This is a genomic window from Staphylococcus shinii, assembly GCF_017583065.1.
Lineage (GTDB): Bacteria > Bacillota > Bacilli > Staphylococcales > Staphylococcaceae > Staphylococcus > Staphylococcus shinii.
Genome location: NZ_JAGEVL010000012.1, coordinates 1 through 20,586, shown reverse-complemented (window position 1 = coordinate 20,586; position 20,586 = coordinate 1). Strand labels below are relative to the sequence as shown.

Annotated in this window: 18 protein-coding genes and 1 rRNA gene; all 19 read left to right on the top strand. The window is 34.2% G+C overall.

Features of this window, described 5'->3' with window-relative positions; all coding sequences use genetic code 11:
* Nucleotides 1-72: 72 nt before the first annotated feature.
* Nucleotides 73-1,038, top strand: coding sequence for a ribose-phosphate diphosphokinase (locus J5E45_RS13600; RefSeq protein WP_039069421.1), 966 nt, complete (start codon nucleotides 73-75; stop codon nucleotides 1,036-1,038).
* A 139-nt stretch (nucleotides 1,039-1,177) separates the two neighbouring features.
* A complete protein-coding gene (locus J5E45_RS13595) occupies nucleotides 1,178-1,828 on the top strand; it encodes a 50S ribosomal protein L25/general stress protein Ctc (RefSeq protein ID WP_039069420.1) in 651 nt (216 codons plus the stop codon).
* 206 nt (nucleotides 1,829-2,034) lie between these two features.
* A complete protein-coding gene (pth, locus tag J5E45_RS13590) occupies nucleotides 2,035-2,607 on the top strand; it encodes an aminoacyl-tRNA hydrolase (RefSeq protein WP_208182334.1) in 573 nt (190 codons plus the stop codon).
* Nucleotides 2,604-6,116, top strand: coding sequence for a transcription-repair coupling factor (gene mfd, locus J5E45_RS13585; RefSeq protein WP_208182332.1), 3,513 nt, complete (start codon nucleotides 2,604-2,606; stop codon nucleotides 6,114-6,116). Before pth ends, mfd begins: the two co-directional genes overlap by 4 nt.
* Nucleotides 6,106-7,659, top strand: coding sequence for a polysaccharide biosynthesis protein (locus tag J5E45_RS13580; protein WP_039069417.1), 1,554 nt, complete (start codon nucleotides 6,106-6,108; stop codon nucleotides 7,657-7,659). Before mfd ends, J5E45_RS13580 begins: the two co-directional genes overlap by 11 nt.
* A complete protein-coding gene (locus J5E45_RS13575; protein ID WP_069793244.1) occupies nucleotides 7,659-8,852 on the top strand; it encodes a MazG nucleotide pyrophosphohydrolase domain-containing protein in 1,194 nt (397 codons plus the stop codon). Before J5E45_RS13580 ends, J5E45_RS13575 begins: the two co-directional genes overlap by 1 nt.
* A complete protein-coding gene (locus tag J5E45_RS13570; protein WP_039069415.1) occupies nucleotides 8,849-9,112 on the top strand; it encodes an RNA-binding S4 domain-containing protein in 264 nt (87 codons plus the stop codon). The genes J5E45_RS13575 and J5E45_RS13570 overlap by 4 nt, the downstream gene beginning before the upstream one ends.
* A gap of 21 nt (nucleotides 9,113-9,133) precedes the next feature.
* The gene (locus tag J5E45_RS13565; protein WP_039069409.1) at nucleotides 9,134-9,532 is read left to right on the top strand and encodes a septum formation initiator family protein; all 399 of its coding nucleotides are present in this window, start codon (nucleotides 9,134-9,136) and stop codon (nucleotides 9,530-9,532) included.
* A gap of 100 nt (nucleotides 9,533-9,632) precedes the next feature.
* Nucleotides 9,633-10,031, top strand: coding sequence for a S1 domain-containing RNA-binding protein (locus J5E45_RS13560; RefSeq protein ID WP_017722020.1), 399 nt, complete (start codon nucleotides 9,633-9,635; stop codon nucleotides 10,029-10,031).
* A 209-nt stretch (nucleotides 10,032-10,240) separates the two neighbouring features.
* Entirely contained in the window at nucleotides 10,241-11,536 is a 1,296-nt protein-coding gene (gene tilS / locus J5E45_RS13555) for a tRNA lysidine(34) synthetase TilS (RefSeq protein WP_208182331.1), read from the top strand.
* Nucleotides 11,526-12,065, top strand: coding sequence for a hypoxanthine phosphoribosyltransferase (hpt, locus tag J5E45_RS13550; protein WP_069793246.1), 540 nt, complete (start codon nucleotides 11,526-11,528; stop codon nucleotides 12,063-12,065). The genes tilS and hpt overlap by 11 nt, the downstream gene beginning before the upstream one ends.
* Before the next feature lie 300 nt (nucleotides 12,066-12,365).
* Nucleotides 12,366-14,432: an ATP-dependent zinc metalloprotease FtsH gene (gene ftsH / locus J5E45_RS13545; RefSeq protein ID WP_039069406.1), complete on the top strand. Its 2,067-nt coding sequence runs from the start codon at nucleotides 12,366-12,368 to the stop codon at nucleotides 14,430-14,432.
* Between the two features lie 251 nt (nucleotides 14,433-14,683).
* A complete protein-coding gene (gene hslO / locus J5E45_RS13540) occupies nucleotides 14,684-15,565 on the top strand; it encodes an Hsp33 family molecular chaperone HslO (RefSeq protein WP_039069405.1) in 882 nt (293 codons plus the stop codon).
* Between the two features lie 145 nt (nucleotides 15,566-15,710).
* The gene (gene cysK, locus J5E45_RS13535; RefSeq protein WP_039069404.1) at nucleotides 15,711-16,643 is read left to right on the top strand and encodes a cysteine synthase A; all 933 of its coding nucleotides are present in this window, start codon (nucleotides 15,711-15,713) and stop codon (nucleotides 16,641-16,643) included.
* A gap of 227 nt (nucleotides 16,644-16,870) precedes the next feature.
* Nucleotides 16,871-17,674 carry a dihydropteroate synthase gene (gene folP, locus J5E45_RS13530; RefSeq protein WP_208182324.1) on the top strand — a complete coding sequence of 268 codons (804 nt, stop codon included), beginning with the start codon at nucleotides 16,871-16,873 and terminating at the stop codon, nucleotides 17,672-17,674.
* Entirely contained in the window at nucleotides 17,652-18,017 is a 366-nt protein-coding gene (gene folB, locus J5E45_RS13525) for a dihydroneopterin aldolase (RefSeq protein ID WP_208182322.1), read from the top strand. The genes folP and folB overlap by 23 nt, the downstream gene beginning before the upstream one ends.
* Nucleotides 18,017-18,496 (top strand): 2-amino-4-hydroxy-6-hydroxymethyldihydropteridine diphosphokinase, encoded by a 480-nt coding sequence (gene folK / locus J5E45_RS13520; protein ID WP_039069401.1) that lies wholly within the window; start codon nucleotides 18,017-18,019, stop codon nucleotides 18,494-18,496. Before folB ends, folK begins: the two co-directional genes overlap by 1 nt.
* 22 nt (nucleotides 18,497-18,518) lie before the next feature.
* On the top strand, nucleotides 18,519-20,006 hold the full coding sequence (gene lysS / locus J5E45_RS13515) for a lysine--tRNA ligase (RefSeq protein ID WP_208182321.1): 1,488 nt from the start codon (nucleotides 18,519-18,521) through the stop codon (nucleotides 20,004-20,006).
* Between the two features lie 506 nt (nucleotides 20,007-20,512).
* A 5S ribosomal RNA gene (gene rrf / locus J5E45_RS13510) occupies nucleotides 20,513-20,586 on the top strand; the annotation flags it as partial.

Below are 20,586 nucleotides of genomic sequence, written 5' to 3'. Positions count from 1 at the left end.
TTGCTGAACGATTTAAGCTTTGTTTTGTCTACAAAGGAAAACGAATTGAAAGAATTAATTGGAGGACTATAAATGTTAAACAATGAGTATAAGAATTCTGCTTTGAAAATATTTTCTTTAAAGGGTAATGAACCATTAGCCCAAGAAGTTGCAGACCAAGTTGGAATTGAGTTAGGTAAATGTTCGGTAAAACGTTTCAGCGATGGAGAAATTCAAATTAATATAGAAGAAAGTATCCGTGGTTGTGATGTGTTTATTATTCAACCAACATCAAATCCAGTGAATTTACATTTAATGGAATTGTTGATCATGATTGATGCTTGTAGACGTGCGTCAGCAGCGAATATTAATATAGTTGTTCCATATTATGGCTATGCACGCCAAGATAGAAAAGCACGTAGCCGTGAACCAATTACAGCAAAACTTGTAGCAAACTTAATTGAAACAGCAGGCGCAGATCGTATGATTGCACTTGATTTACATGCGCCACAAATACAAGGATTCTTCGATATGCCAATTGACCACTTAATGGGCGTTCCAATCTTAGCAGAATATTTCAATAATCAAACAGATATTGACCTTGAAGAATGTGTTGTCGTTTCACCTGACCATGGCGGTGTAACAAGAGCACGTAAACTTGCGGACATATTAAAAACGCCAATTGCCATTATAGACAAGCGTCGTCCAAAACCTAATGTTGCTGAAGTGATGAATATTGTAGGTGAAATTGATGGACGTACAGCAATTATTATAGATGATATTATTGATACAGCTGGTACCATTACTTTAGCTGCACAAGCTTTAAAAGATAAAGGTGCTAAAGATGTTTATGCATGTTGTACACACCCTGTTTTATCAGGTCCAGCAAAAGAACGCATTGAAAATTCAGCAATAAAAGAACTTGTAGTTACGAACTCAATTCAATTAGATGAAAGCCGCAAACCATCTAACACGAAAGAATTATCTGTAGCTGGTTTACTAGCACAAGCAATTATCCGTGTATATGAACGCGAATCTGTCAGTGTACTATTTGACTAATTAGTAAAATAGATATATAATTATTTCGTTCGTGATTTCACGACTTAATAAACACTTGCAAGCAACATGACGTTGATGGGTAAGTGAAGGGGTTCTTATTTATGAAAGATAAGAACAAAATATGAAAGGTGGAAATAATATGGCTGCATTAAAGTCAATTATTCGTCAAGGTAAACAAACTCGTTCAGACCTTAAAAAATTAAGAAATATTGGTAAAGTACCTGCAATTGTATATGGTTATGGTACTAAAAATACTTCAGTTAAAGTAGACGAAGTAGAATTTATCAAAGTTATTCGTGAAGTTGGACGTAACGGTGTTATCGAATTAGGCGTAGGTTCTAAAACTATCAAAGTAATGGTTTCAGACTACCAATTCGACCCGCTTAAAAACCAAATCACTCACATTGATTTCTTAGCTATCAACATGACTGAAGAACGTACTGTTGAAGTACCAGTTCAATTAGTTGGTGAAGCTGTAGGAGCTAAAGAAGGCGGCGTTGTTGAACAACCATTATTCGACTTGGAAGTTACTGCTACTCCAGACAACATTCCTGAAGTAATCGAAGTAGATATCAGTGAATTAGAAATTAACGATACGCTTTCAGTAGAAGACATCAAAGTTTCAGGTGATTACACTATCGAAAATGAAGCAACTGATTCAATTGTAACAGTAGTTCCTCCAACAGAAGAACCTACTGAAGAAGAAATCGAAGCAATGGAAGGCGATTCAGAAACTGAAGAACCAGCTGTTGTTGGCGAAGAAGATGATGAAAGTGATGAAGAAAAATAATAAGTAATAATGCTTATCATTGCTTTATCATCATGTGCTGATTAAATCAGCGTTATCATATCTTATAAAAAGCACCGTGCTTAATACGTTAAGCAGGTGCTTTTTTATGTTATTATAGTGAATGATACGACAAAAAATGATAAGAAAAATAATTAATAGAACTCAAATGTAAATTAGATAAAGAGACAACTATTGGAGGTAACATAATGAAGTGTATTGTAGGTTTAGGCAATATTGGTAAACGCTTCGAACAAACAAAACATAATATTGGATTTGAAGTTATTGACTATATGTTAGAGCAAAATAAATTCGCTTTAGACAAACAAAAATTTAAAGGTGCATACACGATAGAACGGTTTGCAGGCGAAAAAGTCATGTTTATTGAACCGATGACGATGATGAATTTATCTGGAGAGGCAGTAGGCCCTTTAATGAAATACTACGACATAGATATTGATGATTTAGTCGTTTTATATGATGATTTAGACTTACCACAAGGTGAAATCCGTTTAAGACAAAAAGGAAGCGCTGGTGGGCATAATGGTATGAAATCTATTATCCAAGTGTTGGGTACAGATCAATTTAAACGTATTAGAATTGGTGTAGATAGACCTTCAAATGGTATGTCTATCGTAGATTATGTATTGCAAAAGTTCTCAAAACATGAAATGGAAACAATGAATAAAGTAATAGAACATTCTGCACGTGCAATTGAAGCCTACATAGAAAGTGATAGGTTTGATCGCGTGATGAATGAATATAATGGTGAAATCAATTGAAATCAATAATTACAGAGTATATAAATGAAGACAAACGTTATCAAGAATTAAACGAAATATTTGGTAAAGAGCAAGTGTTGGTTACTGGGCTATCAGGGGCTGCTAAAGCAACGATTATCGCCGAAAAATATTTGAATAGTTCTAAACAATTATTAATTGTAACAAACAACCTTTATCAAGCAGATAAATTGGAAAGTGATTTAACACAGTTTGTTGAAGAACAAGATATTTACAAGTATCCAATGCAAGATATTATGACAGAAGAATTTTCAACACAAAGCCCTCAATTTATGAGTGAACGTGTACGTACATTAACGGCGTTGGCCCAAGAAAAAAGAGGTTTGTTTATCGTTCCGCTAAATGGGCTAAAAAAATGGCTAACACCAGTAGAAATGTGGAAATCGCATCAGTTAACACTAAATGTAGGTGATGACATAGACATCGATGACTTCCTAAATAAGCTAGTTAATATGGGTTATCGTAGAGAAAGTGTTGTTTCGCATATAGGTGAGTTTTCCTTACGGGGTGGTATTATTGATATTTATCCACTAATTGGTAACCCGATTAGAATTGAACTTTTTGATACAGAAGTTGATTCAATTCGAGATTTCGACGTAGAAACCCAAAGGTCAGAGGAGAATGTTGAAGAAGTAAACATCACTACTGCAAGCGATTATATAATTACAGAAGATGTGCTTAAGCACACAAAACAAAAACTTAAAGAAGCATACGAGTATACAAGACCAAAAATTGATAAATCCGTCCGCAATGAATTAAAAGAAACGTATGAGAGTTTCCAGTTGTTCGAATCATCTATGTTCGATCATCAAGTATTACGTCGTCTTGTGGCTTTTATGTATCAACAGCCAACAACAATTATCGATTACTTTAAAGATGACGCAATTGTAGCAGTAGATGAATATAACAGAATTAAAGAAACTGAAACGGCCCTTATTACAGAAGCGGATGAGTTTATGCAAAATTTGATTGAAAGTGGTAAAGGGTTTATTGATCAAAGTTTCTTGCAATATGATGCTTTTGAAAATCAACTAAAACCCTATCCAGTGACATATTTCACATTATTCACAGCGACAATGTCTGTTGAATTAAATGAAATTATAAAATTTTCATGTAAGCCTGTGCAACAGTTTTATGGACAATATGATATTATGCGATCAGAATTTCAAAGATTCATCCAAAATGATTATACGGTTGTTGTACTTGCTGAAACAGAAGTTAAAAAAGAACGTATACAATCAATGCTTAATGAAATGCATATCCCAACATTTATTGATACACCTACGCATCGTAATGAAGGTGGCAACGCCATTATTACTGAAGGCAGTTTGTCAGAAGGTTTTGAACTACCATATATGCAATTAGTAGTTGTCACGGAAAGAGAATTATTTAAATCAAAACAAAAGAAAAAACCAAAGCAACAAAAAACATTAACAAATGCCGAAAAGATTAAATCATACCAAGATTTAAAAGTAGGTGACTATATTGTACATGTCCATCATGGTGTGGGGAGATATCTGGGTGTTGAAACGCTAGAAGTGGGTGGTGTACATAAAGATTACATCAAACTCCAATATAAAGGAACAGACCAATTATTCGTACCTGTTGATCAAATGGATCAAGTGCAAAAATATGTTGCATCAGAAGATAAAACGCCTAGGTTAAATAAACTTGGTGGGACAGAGTGGAAAAAGACAAAAGCGAAGGTTCAACAAAGTGTTGAAGACATGGCAGATGAACTAATAGAGTTATATAAATCACGCGAAATGTCTGTTGGTTATCAATTTGGTCCAGACACAGCTGAACAAAATGATTTTGAAATTGACTTTCCTTATGAGCTAACACCCGATCAAAGTAAATCGATTGAAGAAATTAAAAAGGATATGGAAATTGAACGCCCTATGGACAGATTGCTGTGTGGAGATGTTGGTTATGGTAAGACTGAAGTTGCCGTAAGAGCAGCTTTTAAAGCAGTAATGGAAGGTAAGCAGGTTGCCTTTTTAGTGCCGACGACCATATTAGCACAACAGCATTACGAAACATTAATCGAACGAATGCAAGACTTCCCAATAGAAGTACAACTGATTAGTAGATTTAGAACAGCAAAAGAAATTAAAGAAACTAAAGAAGGTTTGAAATCTGGTTTTGTTGATATCATTGTAGGAACACATAAATTACTGGGTAAAGATATTCACTATAAAGATTTAGGGTTACTTATTGTCGATGAAGAACAACGATTTGGTGTACGACATAAAGAGCGTATTAAATCTTTAAAAAATAATGTGGATGTTCTGACACTAACAGCTACACCTATTCCACGTACTCTACACATGAGTATGTTAGGTGTCCGCGATTTATCTGTCATTGAAACACCGCCAGAGAATCGTTTCCCAGTACAAACTTACGTATTAGAACAGAATACTAATTTTATAAAAGAAGCGCTAGAAAGAGAATTATCAAGAGATGGCCAGGTGTTTTATTTATATAATAAAGTGCAATCTATTTATGAAAAAAGAGAGCAATTACAAATGCTTATGCCGGACGCCAATATAGGTGTTGCACATGGGCAAATGAACGAAAGAGACTTAGAAGAAACGATGTTGAGTTTTATCAATCATGAATATGATATTATTGTAACTACGACTATTATTGAAACGGGCGTCGATGTTCCTAATGCGAATACTTTAATTATAGAAGACGCTGATCGTTTCGGACTAAGTCAACTTTACCAATTAAGAGGGCGCGTAGGTCGTTCAAGCCGTATTGGATACGCATACTTCTTGCACCCTACAAATAAAGTGCTCTCAGAAACTGCTGAAGACCGTCTACAAGCAATTAAAGAATTTACTGAATTAGGTTCAGGTTTCAAAATTGCGATGCGCGATTTGAATATTCGTGGTGCAGGTAATTTATTAGGTAAACAACAACATGGCTTTATAGATTCAGTTGGGTTTGATTTATATTCTCAAATGTTAGAAGAAGCAGTGAATGAAAAACGTGGTGTGAAAGATGAAAAGCAAGATGCACCAGAAGTTGAGATTGAACTTAATATTGATGCATACTTGCCAGCAGAGTATATTCAAAACGAGCAGGCTAAAATAGAAATTTATAAGAAATTACGTAAAATTGAGACGGAAGCACAATTAATGGATGTTAAAGACGAGTTAATTGACCGTTTTAATGATTATCCGGTTGAAGTTGAAAGACTTTTAGAAATGATGGAAATTAAAATACATGCATTGAATGCTGGTGTAACCTTAATCAAGGATATAGGTAAAAAAGTTGAAATTTATCTATCTGAAAAGGGTACAACAGATATTAATGGCGAAACATTATTTAAACAAACACAGCCACTGGGACGTACAATGAAAGTAGGCGTTCAAGATGGTAAAATGAAAGTGACTTTAAACAAAACAAATAATTGGTTTGATAATTTGAAATTCCTGGCAAAATGTTTAGAAGAAAGTATGGTTATCTCTGATGAAAGCTAAGATTGACAAGTCGACTGCTTTTAATGGAGTAGTCGTGTTAACTTTGGCGCTTTTAGTAGTCAAAGTATTAAGTGCAGTTTACCGCGTACCTTATCAAAATATCTTGGGTGATGAAGGGTTATATGCATACCAACAAGTTTATCCAATCGTAGCTTTGGGTGTTATTTTAACGATGAATGCGATACCTAGTGCGGTTACTCAGGTATTTGGTTCAGAAGGAGATTTTAAACAATACACTCGCGTAATGATACGCATACAAAGCATAAGTGCAATATTCTTTCTGATTCTGCTGTTTTGTGCGAAGTGGGTTGCGTTATTAATGGGTGATATTAACCTGACACCTATGCTTAGAGCAGCAAGCTTTAGCTTCTTATTCATCGGCATTTTAGGTGTGTTTAGAGGTTACTATCAAGCACAAAGAGATATGAATGTGCCCGCTATTTCCCAGGTAATTGAACAATTTGTTCGTGTTGGAATTATTATTAGTGCGATTATTTTATTTATGATAGAGCATTGGTCAATATACGCTGCGGGAACGTTAGCAATTATAGGTTCAGCATTTGGATTTCTAGCATCGAGCCTCTTTCTAATATTACGGAAACCTTTTAAGCATTCGCAGAAGAAGTCTTACGAATTTGCACAAAAACCATTTACAGAATGGCGCAAACTCGCCTTAGCTATACTAATTTTTGCGGTAAGCCAACTCATAGTTATCGTCTGGCAAGTAGTTGATAGTTTTACAGTACTTCATATGCTGCAAAGTACAGGCTTGGATTTTCAACAAGCGACTTCTCAAAAAGGCGTTTATGACCGTGGTGCGTCATTTATTCAAATGGGCTTAATCGTAACAACAACGTTTTGTTTTGTACTGATTCCTCTATTAACAGATGCAATAAAAGCTAAAAATAAAGTGCTTACCAATAGATACGCTAACGCATCTATTAAAATCACAATCTTGTTTAGTGTGTCAGCAGGTGTTGGTTTAATTAATTTAATGCCTATTATGAATAGCGTATTTTTTAAAACTAATAGTCAAACGTTAACGCTAGCTGTGTATATGCTAACCGTTATTTGTGTATCACTCATTATGATGGATATTGCACTATTACAAGTGAAAAATAAAGTACGTCCTGTGTTATTAGCGTTTAGTATAGGAGTTGTAAGCAAAACGGTACTAAATATAGCGTTGATACCACAATTATTAATGTTAGGCGGTAGTATAAGCACTGTTTTATCACTCATTTTATTTACAATTGTATTACACAAACATGTGTTAAAATATTATCTTTTCCAAAGTATGCGTAAATACGTGATTAAGTTAATCGTTACAATGTTTATTCTGTCGATAGTAGTTCAAATCACAATGTGGCTTATTCCTGAACATGGACGAATAATTGGCCTAATAGAATTAGTAATGGCTGCAGGTATTGGTGTCATTGTAATTGTTATTGCTATTGTGCGCACTAACTTGTTAAGTTACAGAGAATTAAAGCATCTACCATTTGGAGATAAGTTATACCATATGAAGAGAGGGGAAAGATAATGACAGGTAAGATAACAATTGTTGGATTAGGCAACTACGGCATTGATGATTTACCATTAGGTATATACAAATTTTTGAAAAATAAAGCTATAACGTACACAAGAACTATAGAGCATCCAGTAGTTGAAGCATTGACTGAAGAAGGTATGAAATTCCAAAGTTTTGACCATGTTTACGAAGAAAATCAAGCATTTGATGACGTATACCAAACAATTATGACACAATTAATTGAAGCAGCACGACAAGATGATATCGTCTACACAGTGCCTGGTCACCCTCGTGTAGCTGAAACGACAACTATAAAATTAGAGACATATGCACAACAACATGATGATATACAAGTTGAAGTATTAGGGGGGAAAAGTTTTATAGATGATGTGTTTGAAGCGGTAAAAGTAGACCCTAATGACGGTTTCACTTTACTTGATGCTACCTCGCTTACAAGCCAACAATTAAATATACGTACACACACACTAATTACACAAGTGTATAGCCCGATGACAGCTGGAGATTTAAAAGTGACATTAATGGAGCGCTATGATGATGAACAACTTGTATATATTGTGGATGGCGCTAGAAGTAGCGGAGCAAATGTTATTGAAACCCCATTATATGAATTAGATCATCACGCTATGATATTCAGTAATGTAACAAGCGTATTTATTAAAAAAGTTGAGCATGAGTTAACTTTTTATAGTGACTTTTATTATGCTACGAGTATTATCGATCAACTGGTTGACGATGAAAATGGTTGCCCGTGGGATAAAGTGCAAACACACCATACGTTAAAAAGATATTTATTAGAAGAGTCATTTGAATTATTTGAAGCTATAGATAATGAAGATGATTGGCATATTATAGAAGAACTAGGAGATATACTGTTACAAGTGTTGTTGCATACTAGTATTGGTAAAAAAGAAGGTTTTTTTGATATAAATGAAGTAGTACAAAACTTAACGAGTAAGATGATACACAGGCATCCACATATATTTGGAGAAGCACAAGCAGAGTCAGAAGAAGATTTAAAACACATATGGGCAAACGCTAAAGCTGAAGAAGGTAAAGTACAACGTGTGAAATTCGAAAAAGTGTTTGCAGAGCATTTTATGAAGTTGTATGATATAACCAAAAATATGTCATTAGACGAAACTGCTTTAAAACAATTTTTAGAGCAAGGAGGAGATAAATCATGAGACTTGATAAATATCTTAAAGTATCAAGATTGGTAAAACGCCGCACATTAGCAAAAGAGATTAGCGATCAAGGAAGAATTACAGTGAATGGTACAGTTGCTAAAGCTGGCACAGACGTTAAAGTTACAGATGAACTTGTAATTCGTTTTGGTCAAAAAATTATAACGATAAATGTGACCGGTTTAAGTGAACATGCAACAAAAGAAAATGCTAAAGGCATGTATGAAATTGTAAAAGAAGAAAAAATTGGTGAAGCTTAATAATAGAGGAGGTGACAAGCGTTGAGTAAAAAAGTAGAAAATATAGGTAATACATTTACTTCTTCAGAAAACAAGAAGAAACAGAAACAAAAAATGAGAAGACGCGTAGTCCGTAGACGTATTACTTTATTTGGTGGCATTTTACTCGCTATTATTATTATTTTATGCATAATGCTTGTCACTCAAAAACAAAGTAACCAAGAAGACGCCGTAGAACGCCAACAAAAAGAACAAAAATACCAAAAACAACAAGATGAAGAACTAGCATTAAAAGAACAACTTAATAATCTTAATGACAAAAGTTATATAGAGAAAGTAGCCAGAGACGATTATTATTTAAGTAACGATGGAGAAGTGATTTTCAAGTTGCCAGGAGACAAGTCTGAATCCAAATCGAAATCATCGAAAGAGGATAAATAACGAAAAAAATTTTTTTGCATCATAATACCATTGTTAATTTATGCAAACAGGCATATAATAAAGTTAAAATCGAAACAAATCGGGAGGATTTATTTACAATATGTCAATCGAAGTAGGAAACAAGCTTAAAGGTAAAGTCACTGGAATTAAAAAGTTTGGCGCTTTTGTCGAACTTCCAGAAGGAAAGAGTGGCTTAGTTCACATAAGTGAAGTTGCAGATAATTACGTGGAAAACGTAGAAGACCATTTATCTGTTGGAGATGAAGTTGAAGTTAAAGTACTTTCAATTGCTGATGATGGAAAAATTAGCTTATCTATTAAAAAAGCAAAAGATCGTCCGCGTAGACCGCAAAGTAAACCTAATCATAAACAACCTCAACCAAAAGGTGAAGACTTTGAAAAGAAATTGACAAATTTCTTGAAAGATAGCGAAGATAAATTAACTTCCATCAAACGTCAAACAGAATCTAGACGTGGCGGAAAAGGCGCAAGACGCTAAAAATATATAATGAGACTGTTCCGCAAATAACCTAACTTGATTCATTGAGGACAAAGTGAAATCATTTATTCCAATATTAAGTTTGATCGTAACAATCTAAGACTGTTTTCTTACTTGAGGAAACAGTCTCTTTTTTGTTAAAAAATTAGCACATTATAATTTTAAACTATTGTGCCTAATGAATGTCTACAAGTAAGGAGGTGGTTTGCATGGAAGTGAATACGGACGGTTGGTCCTCAGATAAGCACATTGTATTGGCTGTATCAACTGGTATTGATAGTATGGTATTGTTACACCAACTTATTACAAACTTGCAAGATACATACGCACAATTAACCTGTTTGCATGTAAATCATAATATTAGACCAATTGCTGATGAAGAAGAATTATTTCTGAAGCAATATTGTATTGACCATAATATTGCATTACATGTTAAACATTTAGATTTATCTACAATTGTTGAAAAAGGTAATAGTATTGAAAATGAGGCTAGACTTGAACGTTATCGTTGGTTTGACTTAATAATGAAAGATTTAAATGCAGATGTACTGCTCACAGCACATCATCAAGATGATCAGCTAGAAACTATTTTTTACAGATTGATGACAGGCCGTTCTACTAGAAGTAGTCTCGGTATGTCTTATTTGACAACGCGAGGAAGCTACGATTTATGTAAGCCACTTTTAACAACAACTAAAATAGAAATTCAGAACTATCAACATGCTTATGATGTCCCTTTTTATGAAGATGCAACTAATGCAGAAAACTATTATGTGAGAAATGATATTCGCAATCGCATTTTACCTGAAATAGAGCAAAATAAACAATTAGAGACCAAGCAGTTATTAAAACTAAAAGAGTGGCATGACGAACAGCGGGTAGTTATAGAGAATGAGGCTAACGCTTTTGTAGAGAGTGATGTCGAAATTAGTAGCACTCAATACCGTTTTTCTAGAAAACAATTTTTACAATTACGACATAGCGTGAAAATGACCGTATTAGATAAATTGTTTGCTAACATACTAACACGCGATCCTTTAACAGAAAAAACATACAATGAATGGTTTCAAATCATGGGTGAAAATATAGCGCAATCTACATTATATACAACAGATAAATGGATAATTTATATCGCTTATGATAAATTTATAATAATGGCAAATGATGACGTAAAACTTTCTCCGGCTAAGATAGATCAATCAGGGACATACAACTTCAGTCACTATAGTATTGACATTAATAACGATCTTCCTACATTTGAATTTCCACTACTAGTACGTACAAGAAACGATGGTGACAAATTTGAATTAAACGGAATGAAAGGGCACAAAAAGGTCAGTAGATTGTTGATTGATAATAAAATTGAGCAACAAAAACGTGGCCAAATACCAATCATAGTTAATGCTAATAATGAAATTATTGCTGTTGGAACATTATTTTTAAAACGTAAATACAAAGACTTAATTTGTATACGAGATATGGGAGAGGAAAAAAATGAGAGATGATTTAAAGGATGTATTGTTATCAGAGGAAGATATTCATCAAATATGTAAAGATTTAGGTGAAGAAATTACAGCAGCTTATAAAGGGAAACCGCTTGTTTGTATTGGCATATTAAAAGGATCTGTAATGTTTATGGCAGATTTAATTAAATATATCGATACACATTTAGCGATAGACTTCATGGATGTTTCAAGTTATCACGGAGGAACGGAATCTACAGGAGAAGTTCAGATTTTAAAAGATTTAAGTTCTTCAATTGAAAATAAAGACATCTTGATTATAGAAGATATCTTGGAAACTGGAACAACTTTAAAATCAATTACTGATTTATTAGAATCACGTCGTGTAAATTCACTTGAAATAGTAACATTACTTGATAAGCCTAACCGTCGTAAAGCCAATATTGAAGCAAAATATGTTGGTAAGAAAATTCCTGATGAATTTGTGGTTGGCTATGGTTTGGACTACGCTGAAAACTATAGAAATTTACCATATATCGGTACACTTAAACCAGAAATTTATTCAAAATAAGCAATACAATTTATCCGAATAGAAAATTATTATATAATATAAGTCTAAGTCGTTTTATGTGAATAAATACAATAGACTTTAATTACATAAACTCTTGTAAGTATTGAATACATAAATTTATGGTGGCTTGTTAATATGTAATACATTTTAAGTATCATTAAAAAGTAAAGAAAAAATAAAAATTAAGATAAAGCACCTGAAATTGTAAACATAATACAAAAGTTGAAATACTAGCCTTGAACTTATGTGTTATGTTACAATTTTTGTTAGTTTTATTATTGAAGTAGGAGGAAACGACGCATGCAGAAAGCCTTTCGTAACGTGCTAGTTATCGCAATCATTGGCGTTATTATTTTTGGTCTGTTTTCATTTTTAAATGGGAATGGGAATATGCCAAAACAACTTACATATAACCAATTTGTGAAACAGCTAGAAAAAGGTGATTTGAAATCACTCGAAATACAGCCTGAGCAAAATGTATATATGGTAAGTGGTAAAACAAAAAATGATGAAGACTATTCTTCAACAATTTTATATAACAACGATAAAGAGCTTGAAAAAATAACAAATGCAGCACAAGAACAAGATGGATTAAAATTTACAGTTAAAGAAGAAGAGAAACAAAGCGTATTTGTAAGTATATTAACAACATTAATTCCAGTATTAATTATTGCGTTATTATTTATTTTCTTCCTAAGCCAAGCACAAGGCGGCGGCGGTGGCGGCGGTCGTATGATGAACTTTGGTAAATCCAAAGCGAAAATGTACGATAGCCAGAAGAAACGTGTTCGCTTCTCAGATGTAGCTGGTGCAGACGAAGAAAAACAAGAATTAATCGAAATTGTCGATTTCTTAAAAGACAATAAACAATTTAAACAAATGGGCTCTAGAATACCTAAAGGTGTCCTATTAGTAGGCCCTCCAGGTACAGGTAAAACATTACTTGCACGTGCGGTTGCTGGTGAAGCTGGCACACCATTCTTCTCAATTAGTGGTTCTGACTTCGTTGAGATGTTTGTTGGTGTCGGTGCAAGTCGTGTTCGTGATTTATTTGAAAATGCTAAGAAAAATGCGCCTTGTATCATTTTTATTGATGAAATTGATGCAGTAGGACGTCAACGTGGTGCTGGTGTCGGTGGTGGCCATGATGAACGTGAGCAAACGTTAAACCAATTATTAGTTGAAATGGATGGATTTGGCGAAAACGAAGGTATCATTATGATAGCAGCTACTAACCGTCCTGACATTTTAGACCCAGCGTTATTACGTCCAGGTCGTTTCGATAGACAAATTCAAGTAGGTCGTCCAGATGTTAAGGGTCGTGAAGCGATATTACATGTGCATGCTAAAAATAAACCGCTTGACGAAACAGTTGACTTGAAAGCAGTGTCTCAAAGAACGCCAGGGTTCTCAGGTGCAGATTTAGAAAACTTACTAAACGAGGCATCACTTGTTGCTGTACGTGAAGGCAAGAAGAAAATCGATATGCGCGATATAGAAGAAGCTACAGACCGTGTTATTGCTGGTCCAGCTAAAAAATCTCGTGTTATTTCTGATAAAGAACGTAACATTGTCGCACATCACGAAGCTGGTCACACGATTATAGGTATGGTACTTGATGAAGCTGAAGTGGTTCACAAAGTTACCATTGTCCCTCGTGGTCAAGCTGGTGGTTACGCAATGATGTTACCAAAACAAGATCGATTCTTAATGACTGAACCAGAATTACTAGATAAAATTTGTGGTTTACTCGGCGGACGTGTTTCAGAAGATATTAACTTTAATGAAGTATCGACTGGTGCGTCTAACGACTTTGAACGTGCAACGCAAATTGCACGCCAAATGGTTACTGAGTATGGTATGAGTAAAAAACTTGGTACGGTCCAATTCTCAAGTAGTAGTAATGGACAAGTGTTCTTAGGTAAAGATATGCAAGGTGATCCAGAATATTCAGGTCAAATTGCTTACGAAATTGATAAAGAAGTACAACGTATAATTAAAGAACAATATGAGCGTTGTAAAGATATCTTGTTAGAACACAAATCTCAACTGATTTTAATTGCTGAATCATTATTAACAGAAGAAACATTAGTTGCTGAACAAATACGTTCATTATTCTATGACGGTGTATTACCTGAAGTCGATTACGATGGCGCAAAAGTTGTTGAAAACGAAGATAGTGATTTTGAAAAAGGTAAATACGGTAAATCATACGATGAAGTTCGTGAAGAGCAATCAGAAAAAAATAACAACGATCAACAAGAACAAGAAGATGAAGACAGAGAAAATACAGGTCACGAACAGTCACCAAATATTGATAAACCAAGCAATCCAAGTGATCCTAACGATCCAAGCAATAGAAACTAAGAAATTAAACTAAAACTTCTTTCTGCTATTAACATGAATAGCAGAAAGAAGTTTTTTATTTATAGAATTTTAATTTATAATTTAAATAGCACTTTAAGCAATTATTATTTTATGACAGATATTTAGCCGAACAAATAGTTAGTAATTTTCACCAAGAAATATTAAAATAAGTTGCGTTAATAGAAGAGAAATTGACAAAATAAGCAATTATATGACGAAAAATAATTAAAATTAAAGGAGAAATCTTAAAAATGACGAATGATTATATAGTTAAAGCTTTAGCTTTTGGAGGGCAAATCCGTGCATACAGCGCTTTAACAACTGAAAGTGTTCAAGAAGCACAGACAAGACATTATACTTGGCCAACTGCATCAGCTGCGCTTGGTCGTACAATGACAGCAACATTAATGATGGGTGCAATGTTGAAAGGCGAACAAAAGTTAACAGTAACAGTAGATGGTCAAGGGCCAATAGGTAAAATTATCGCTGATGCTGATGCAAAAGGAAATGTAAGAGGTTATGTCACTAATCCTCAAACACACTTCCCACTAAATGATAGTGGGAAATTAGATGTTAGCAGAGCTGTTGGAACAAATGGCTCATTAACTGTAGTTAAAGACGTTGGGCTAAAAGATTATTTCTCAGGATCAAGTCCAATAGTGTCAGGCGAGTTAGGTGACGATTTCACATACTATTTTGCTAAAAGTGAACAAGTTCCTTCATCAGTAGGTCTCGGTGTACTCGTAAATCCTGATAATTCAATTAAAGCGTCAGGCGGATTTTTAATCCAAGTAATGCCAGGCGCAGAAGATGAAACAATTAATAAATTAGAAAATGCTATTAATAATATGACGCCAGTATCTAAACTAATAGATCGAGGTTTATCACCGGAAGAACTTTTATTTGAAATTCTTGGTGAAGATAATGTACAAATACTAGAAAACCTTCCAGCTCAATTTGAATGTAATTGTGGGCACGATAAATTCTTAAATGCAATTAAAGGTTTAGGAGAGGCAGAAATTCAAAATATGATTGATGTGGATCATGGCGCAGAAGCTGAATGTCATTTTTGTAGAAGTAAGTACAAGTATTCAGAAGAAGAACTACAGGAATTATTAGAAAATATTAAGTAAAAAGGTTAATATTGATATTGTAATGTCTTGGAATTTAAATAAATAAGGTTTTATTGTTGTATTTACAGAAAAATCTGATAAAATTAAATTATATCCGAGAGAAAAAGTAGGGTTTGAAACTTTTTAACGAAAAGGAGCAATACTTATGTCAAATAAACCAGTAGACAATATCGTACAAGTGATTGGAAATACACCTGTAGTTAAATTAAATAACGTTGTAGAGGAAGGTGCTGCAGACGTTTACGTAAAACTTGAATATCAAAATCCAGGCGGTTCTGTAAAAGATCGTATTGCACTAGCAATGATTGAAGAAGCTGAAAAAGAAGGCAAAATTAAGCCTGGTGATACAATTGTTGAACCAACGAGCGGAAACACTGGTATCGGCTTAGCGTTTGTTTGTGCAGCTAAAGGTTATAAAGCCGTATTTACAATGCCTGAAACAATGAGCCAAGAACGTCGTAACTTATTAAAAGCATACGGCGCAGAACTAGTATTAACTCCTGGTTCAGAAGCTATGAAAGGCGCAATTAAAAAAGCAAAAGAATTGAAAGAAGAATTTGGTTACTTTGAACCACAACAATTCGAAAACCCAGCTAACCCTCGTGTACACGAATTAACAACTGGGCCAGAATTGGTTGAACAATTTGAAGGTAAGACAATTGATTCATTCTTAGCTGGCGTCGGTACAGGTGGTACATTAAGTGGTGCAGGTAAAGTGTTAAAAGAGAAGTATCCAGATATCAATCTTGTAGCAATCGAACCAGAAGACTCTCCAGTATTAAGTGGTGGCGAACCTGGTCCTCATAAACTACAAGGTTTAGGTGCAGGATTTATTCCTGATACTTTAGATGAAAATATCTATGATGAAATTATTCAAGTAGGCAATGAAACAGCTATGGAAATGGCACGTAAAGTTGCTAAAGAAGAAGGAATCTTATGTGGTATTTCTTCAGGTGCAGCGATTCATGCAGCCATTGAAAAGGCTAAAAACCTAGGTGCAGGTAAAACAGTTGTCACTGTATTACCAAGTAATGGTGAACGTTACTTATCAACACCATTATTCGCATTTGACGATTAATCATTGAAGTATATTGCTAACCGGTCACATAATTATGTGTGCCGGTTTTTTAATGTTATGACTAGATTTAATAAATCATTTCAAATGCAGACTTGTTTTGATTCATTAAAATTTGCAATTCATTCAAGTACTTGTTACTGAAAAAAATAAAAAATAACGTTATTATAGAAATATGATAATAAATTGATAGGAAAATCATTTTAGAGGTGAAAGGAAGCAAAATGATTATGACGCATACAAAAATTATGGGAATATTAAACATTACACCGGACTCATTCTCTGACGGAGGAAAATATAATTCAGTTGAAAAGGCTGTTGAACGCGCAGAGAAAATGATAGAAGAGGGCGTTGATATCATAGATATTGGTGGCGTATCTACGAGACCAGGTTATGAAGAAGTGAGCGTTGAAGAAGAACTTGATCGTGTCGTACCTGTGGTAGAAGCTTTGACTCGTTTAGGTATTCAATTATCAGTTGATACATACAGAAGTGAAGTAGCAGAAGCGGCCATGAAATTAGGTGTTACGATGATTAATGACCAATGGGCTGGCCACCATGATCCGCGTATATTTGAAATTGTTGCGAAATATGAAGGTGAAATTGTGTTAATGCACAACGGAGACGGGCATAGAGAAGAATCAGTTGTCGATGAGATGTTGTTGTATCTTTTAAAACAAGCAAATAAAGCTGAAATGGCGAGGATACCACAACATAAAGTGTGGATTGATCCAGGTATTGGTTTTGCCAAAACAAGAGACGAGGAAAAGGAAGTTATGTCTCGATTAGATGAACTCGTAGCAACTGGATACCCCGTGCTGTTAGCAACAAGCAGAAAAAGATTTATTAAGGAAATGATTGGTGTAGACACAACTCCAACTGAACGAGATGAAGCAACTGCTGGTACAACAGCATATGGTATTACTAAAGGTATTAAGGGCGTAAGAGTACATAACGTTGCATTAAACGCTCGGATAGCACAAAGTATGGATTATTTAAAGGAGAATGATAATGCGCGACGCAATATTTCTTAATGGTATGAGATTTTATAGTTATCATGGCGCGTTACCAGCCGAAAATGAGATTGGACAAATATTTATTGTTGATGTCACGATGAAAGTTGATCTTAGTACAGCAGGTAAAACTGATAAAGTTACAGATACTGTACATTATGGAGAAGTATTTGAAGAAGTGAAAGCGATTATGGAAGGTGAACCAGTAAATTTATTAGAGCATCTGGCTGAACGTATTGCAAAACGTATAAATTCACACTATAATCGTGTAGTGGAAACGAAAGTCAGAATCACTAAAGAAAATCCACCTATACCTGGACATTATAATGGAGTAGGTGTTGAAATAGTGAGGGAGAATCACTAATGACATATGCGTATTTAGGATTAGGTAGTAATGTTGGAGAAAGAGAGACGCAACTTGATGAAGCAGTGCGCATTTTAAATAACAAAAATGGTATTGAAGTCACGAAAGTTTCGCCAATATATGAAACAGAGCCAGTAGGTTACGTTGATCAACCACAATTTTTAAATCAATGTATTGAAATTCATACATTATTGAAGCCAAAAGATTTGTTAAAGGCATGTATGGAAACAGAACAACAATTGCATCGCGTTAGAGATGTACGTTGGGGGCCAAGAACTTTAGATGTAGATATTTTATTGTATGGAAATCAAATTATTGAAAAAGAAGATTTGATTGTTCCACATCCAAGAATGTTAGAACGTTCATTTGTTCTGATTCCATTAAATGATATAGCATCTGATTTTATTGAACCGCATTCTAATGAAAAAATTGGTAATATAGTGATGACAGACGATTCAGTGAAAAAGTATAAAGATTGAAAAGCATAAAGGAGAGAAAGTTATGTCAGAAGAAATGAACGACCAAATGCAGGTTCGCCGTCAAAAATTACAAGAATTATACGATTTAGGAATTGACCCATTTGGACAAAAATTCGATCGTAGTTCAATGGCTAGCCCATTACACGAAGATTGGAATCAATTTTCTAAAGAAGAATTACAAGAAAAAGAAGAAGAAAGTCATGTAAGTATAGCAGGGCGTTTAATGACTAAACGTGGTAAAGGTAAAGCAGGCTTTGCTCATGTACAAGATTTAAGTGGCCAAATACAGATTTATGTCAGAAAAGATCAAGTAGGTGACGACCAATTTGAAATTTGGAATTCTTCGGATTTAGGGGACATAGTTGGTGTTAAAGGTGTTATGTTTAAAACGAACACAGGAGAACTTTCAGTTAAAGCAAAATCGTTCACGCTTTTAACAAAAGCATTACGCCCATTACCAGATAAGTTCCATGGTTTACAAGATATCGAACAACGTTATCGTCAACGTTATCTTGATTTAATTACAAACCAAGATAGTACTAAGACATTTATTAACCGCAGTAAAATCTTACAAGAGATGCGTAACTATTTAAATTCTCAAGGATTCTTAGAGGTAGAAACACCAATGATGCATCAAATAGCAGGTGGCGCTGCAGCACGTCCATTTGTTACACACCATAATGCATTAGATGCCACATTATATATGAGAATTGCAATTGAATTACATTTGAAACGTCTTATCGTTGGCGGCCTAGAAAAAGTATATGAAATTGGTCGCGTGTTTAGAAATGAAGGTGTGTCTACAAGACATAACCCAGAATTTACAATGATTGAATTATATGAAGCGTACGCTGACTATCACGATATCATGGATATTACTGAAAACATGATTAGACATATTTCAGAAAAAGTATTAGGCACTGCTAAAGTATCATATGGTGAAGAAACAATTGATTTAGCATCTAACTGGAAACGAATCCATATGGCTGACGCCGTTAAAGAAGCGACAGGTGTAGATTTCTTCAACATCCAAAGTGATGATGAAGCTAAAACAGCCGCTAAAGAACATGGTGTAGAAATCACAAGTAATATGAAATACGGTCATATCTTAAATGAATTCTTTGAACAAAAAGTTGAAGAAACATTAATTCAACCTACATTTGTTTATGGGCACCCAATAGAGATTTCTCCATTAGCTAAGAAAAATCCTGAAGATCCTAGGTTTACAGACCGCTTTGAATTATTCATTGTAGGTAGAGAGCATGGTAATGCATTTACTGAGTTGAATGACCCTATTGATCAAAGAACAAGATTTGAAGCTCAATTAGTAGAAAAAGAACAAGGGAACGATGAAGCTCATGAAATGGATGAAGACTTTATCGAAGCATTAGAATACGGTATGCCACCGACTGGCGGTTTAGGTATAGGTATTGATAGATTAGTAATGTTACTTACTGACTCAGCATCAATACGTGACGTATTACTATTCCCGTATATGAGACAAAAATAATATAAGGGATTGTATACTTAAATATCCTAACTTATAATAGAACGAATATCATGTTGTCACAAAGACATGTTATGATATTCGTTTTTTATTTAAGGAAGAAGTGGATAACTTATGATGAAAAAAGGAAGTATGTTTTAGAGGCACTTTTAATAAATAAATTAAGTAATAAGATACAATTATGCATAATTATGCTATAAAAATATAAAAATATACTATAAAAGGTATGGTAAATACTGTTTTCATGTGGTAAGATTATTCAAGTCGAGTTAAGCAAGTGAGCGAGACATGACATAGAAAATGCTATAACAAAGCTTTTGAGAAAAAGTTTGAAAAACTATTGACTCAAAAGAAAAAACATAGTATTATGTAAAAGTCGTCAAAAACGAATGAATACATAAAGAAACAACTTAAGTAAATGTTGTTTAAAGATTTTTTGAAGATAGTGTAAAATTGACTATTGCAATTAATTAACAAAGAATGTATTATTAATAAAGTAAGTTATTTTGTCTGGTGACAATGGCAAAGAGGTCACACCTGTTCCCATGCCGAACACAGAAGTTAAGCTCTTTAGCGCCGATGG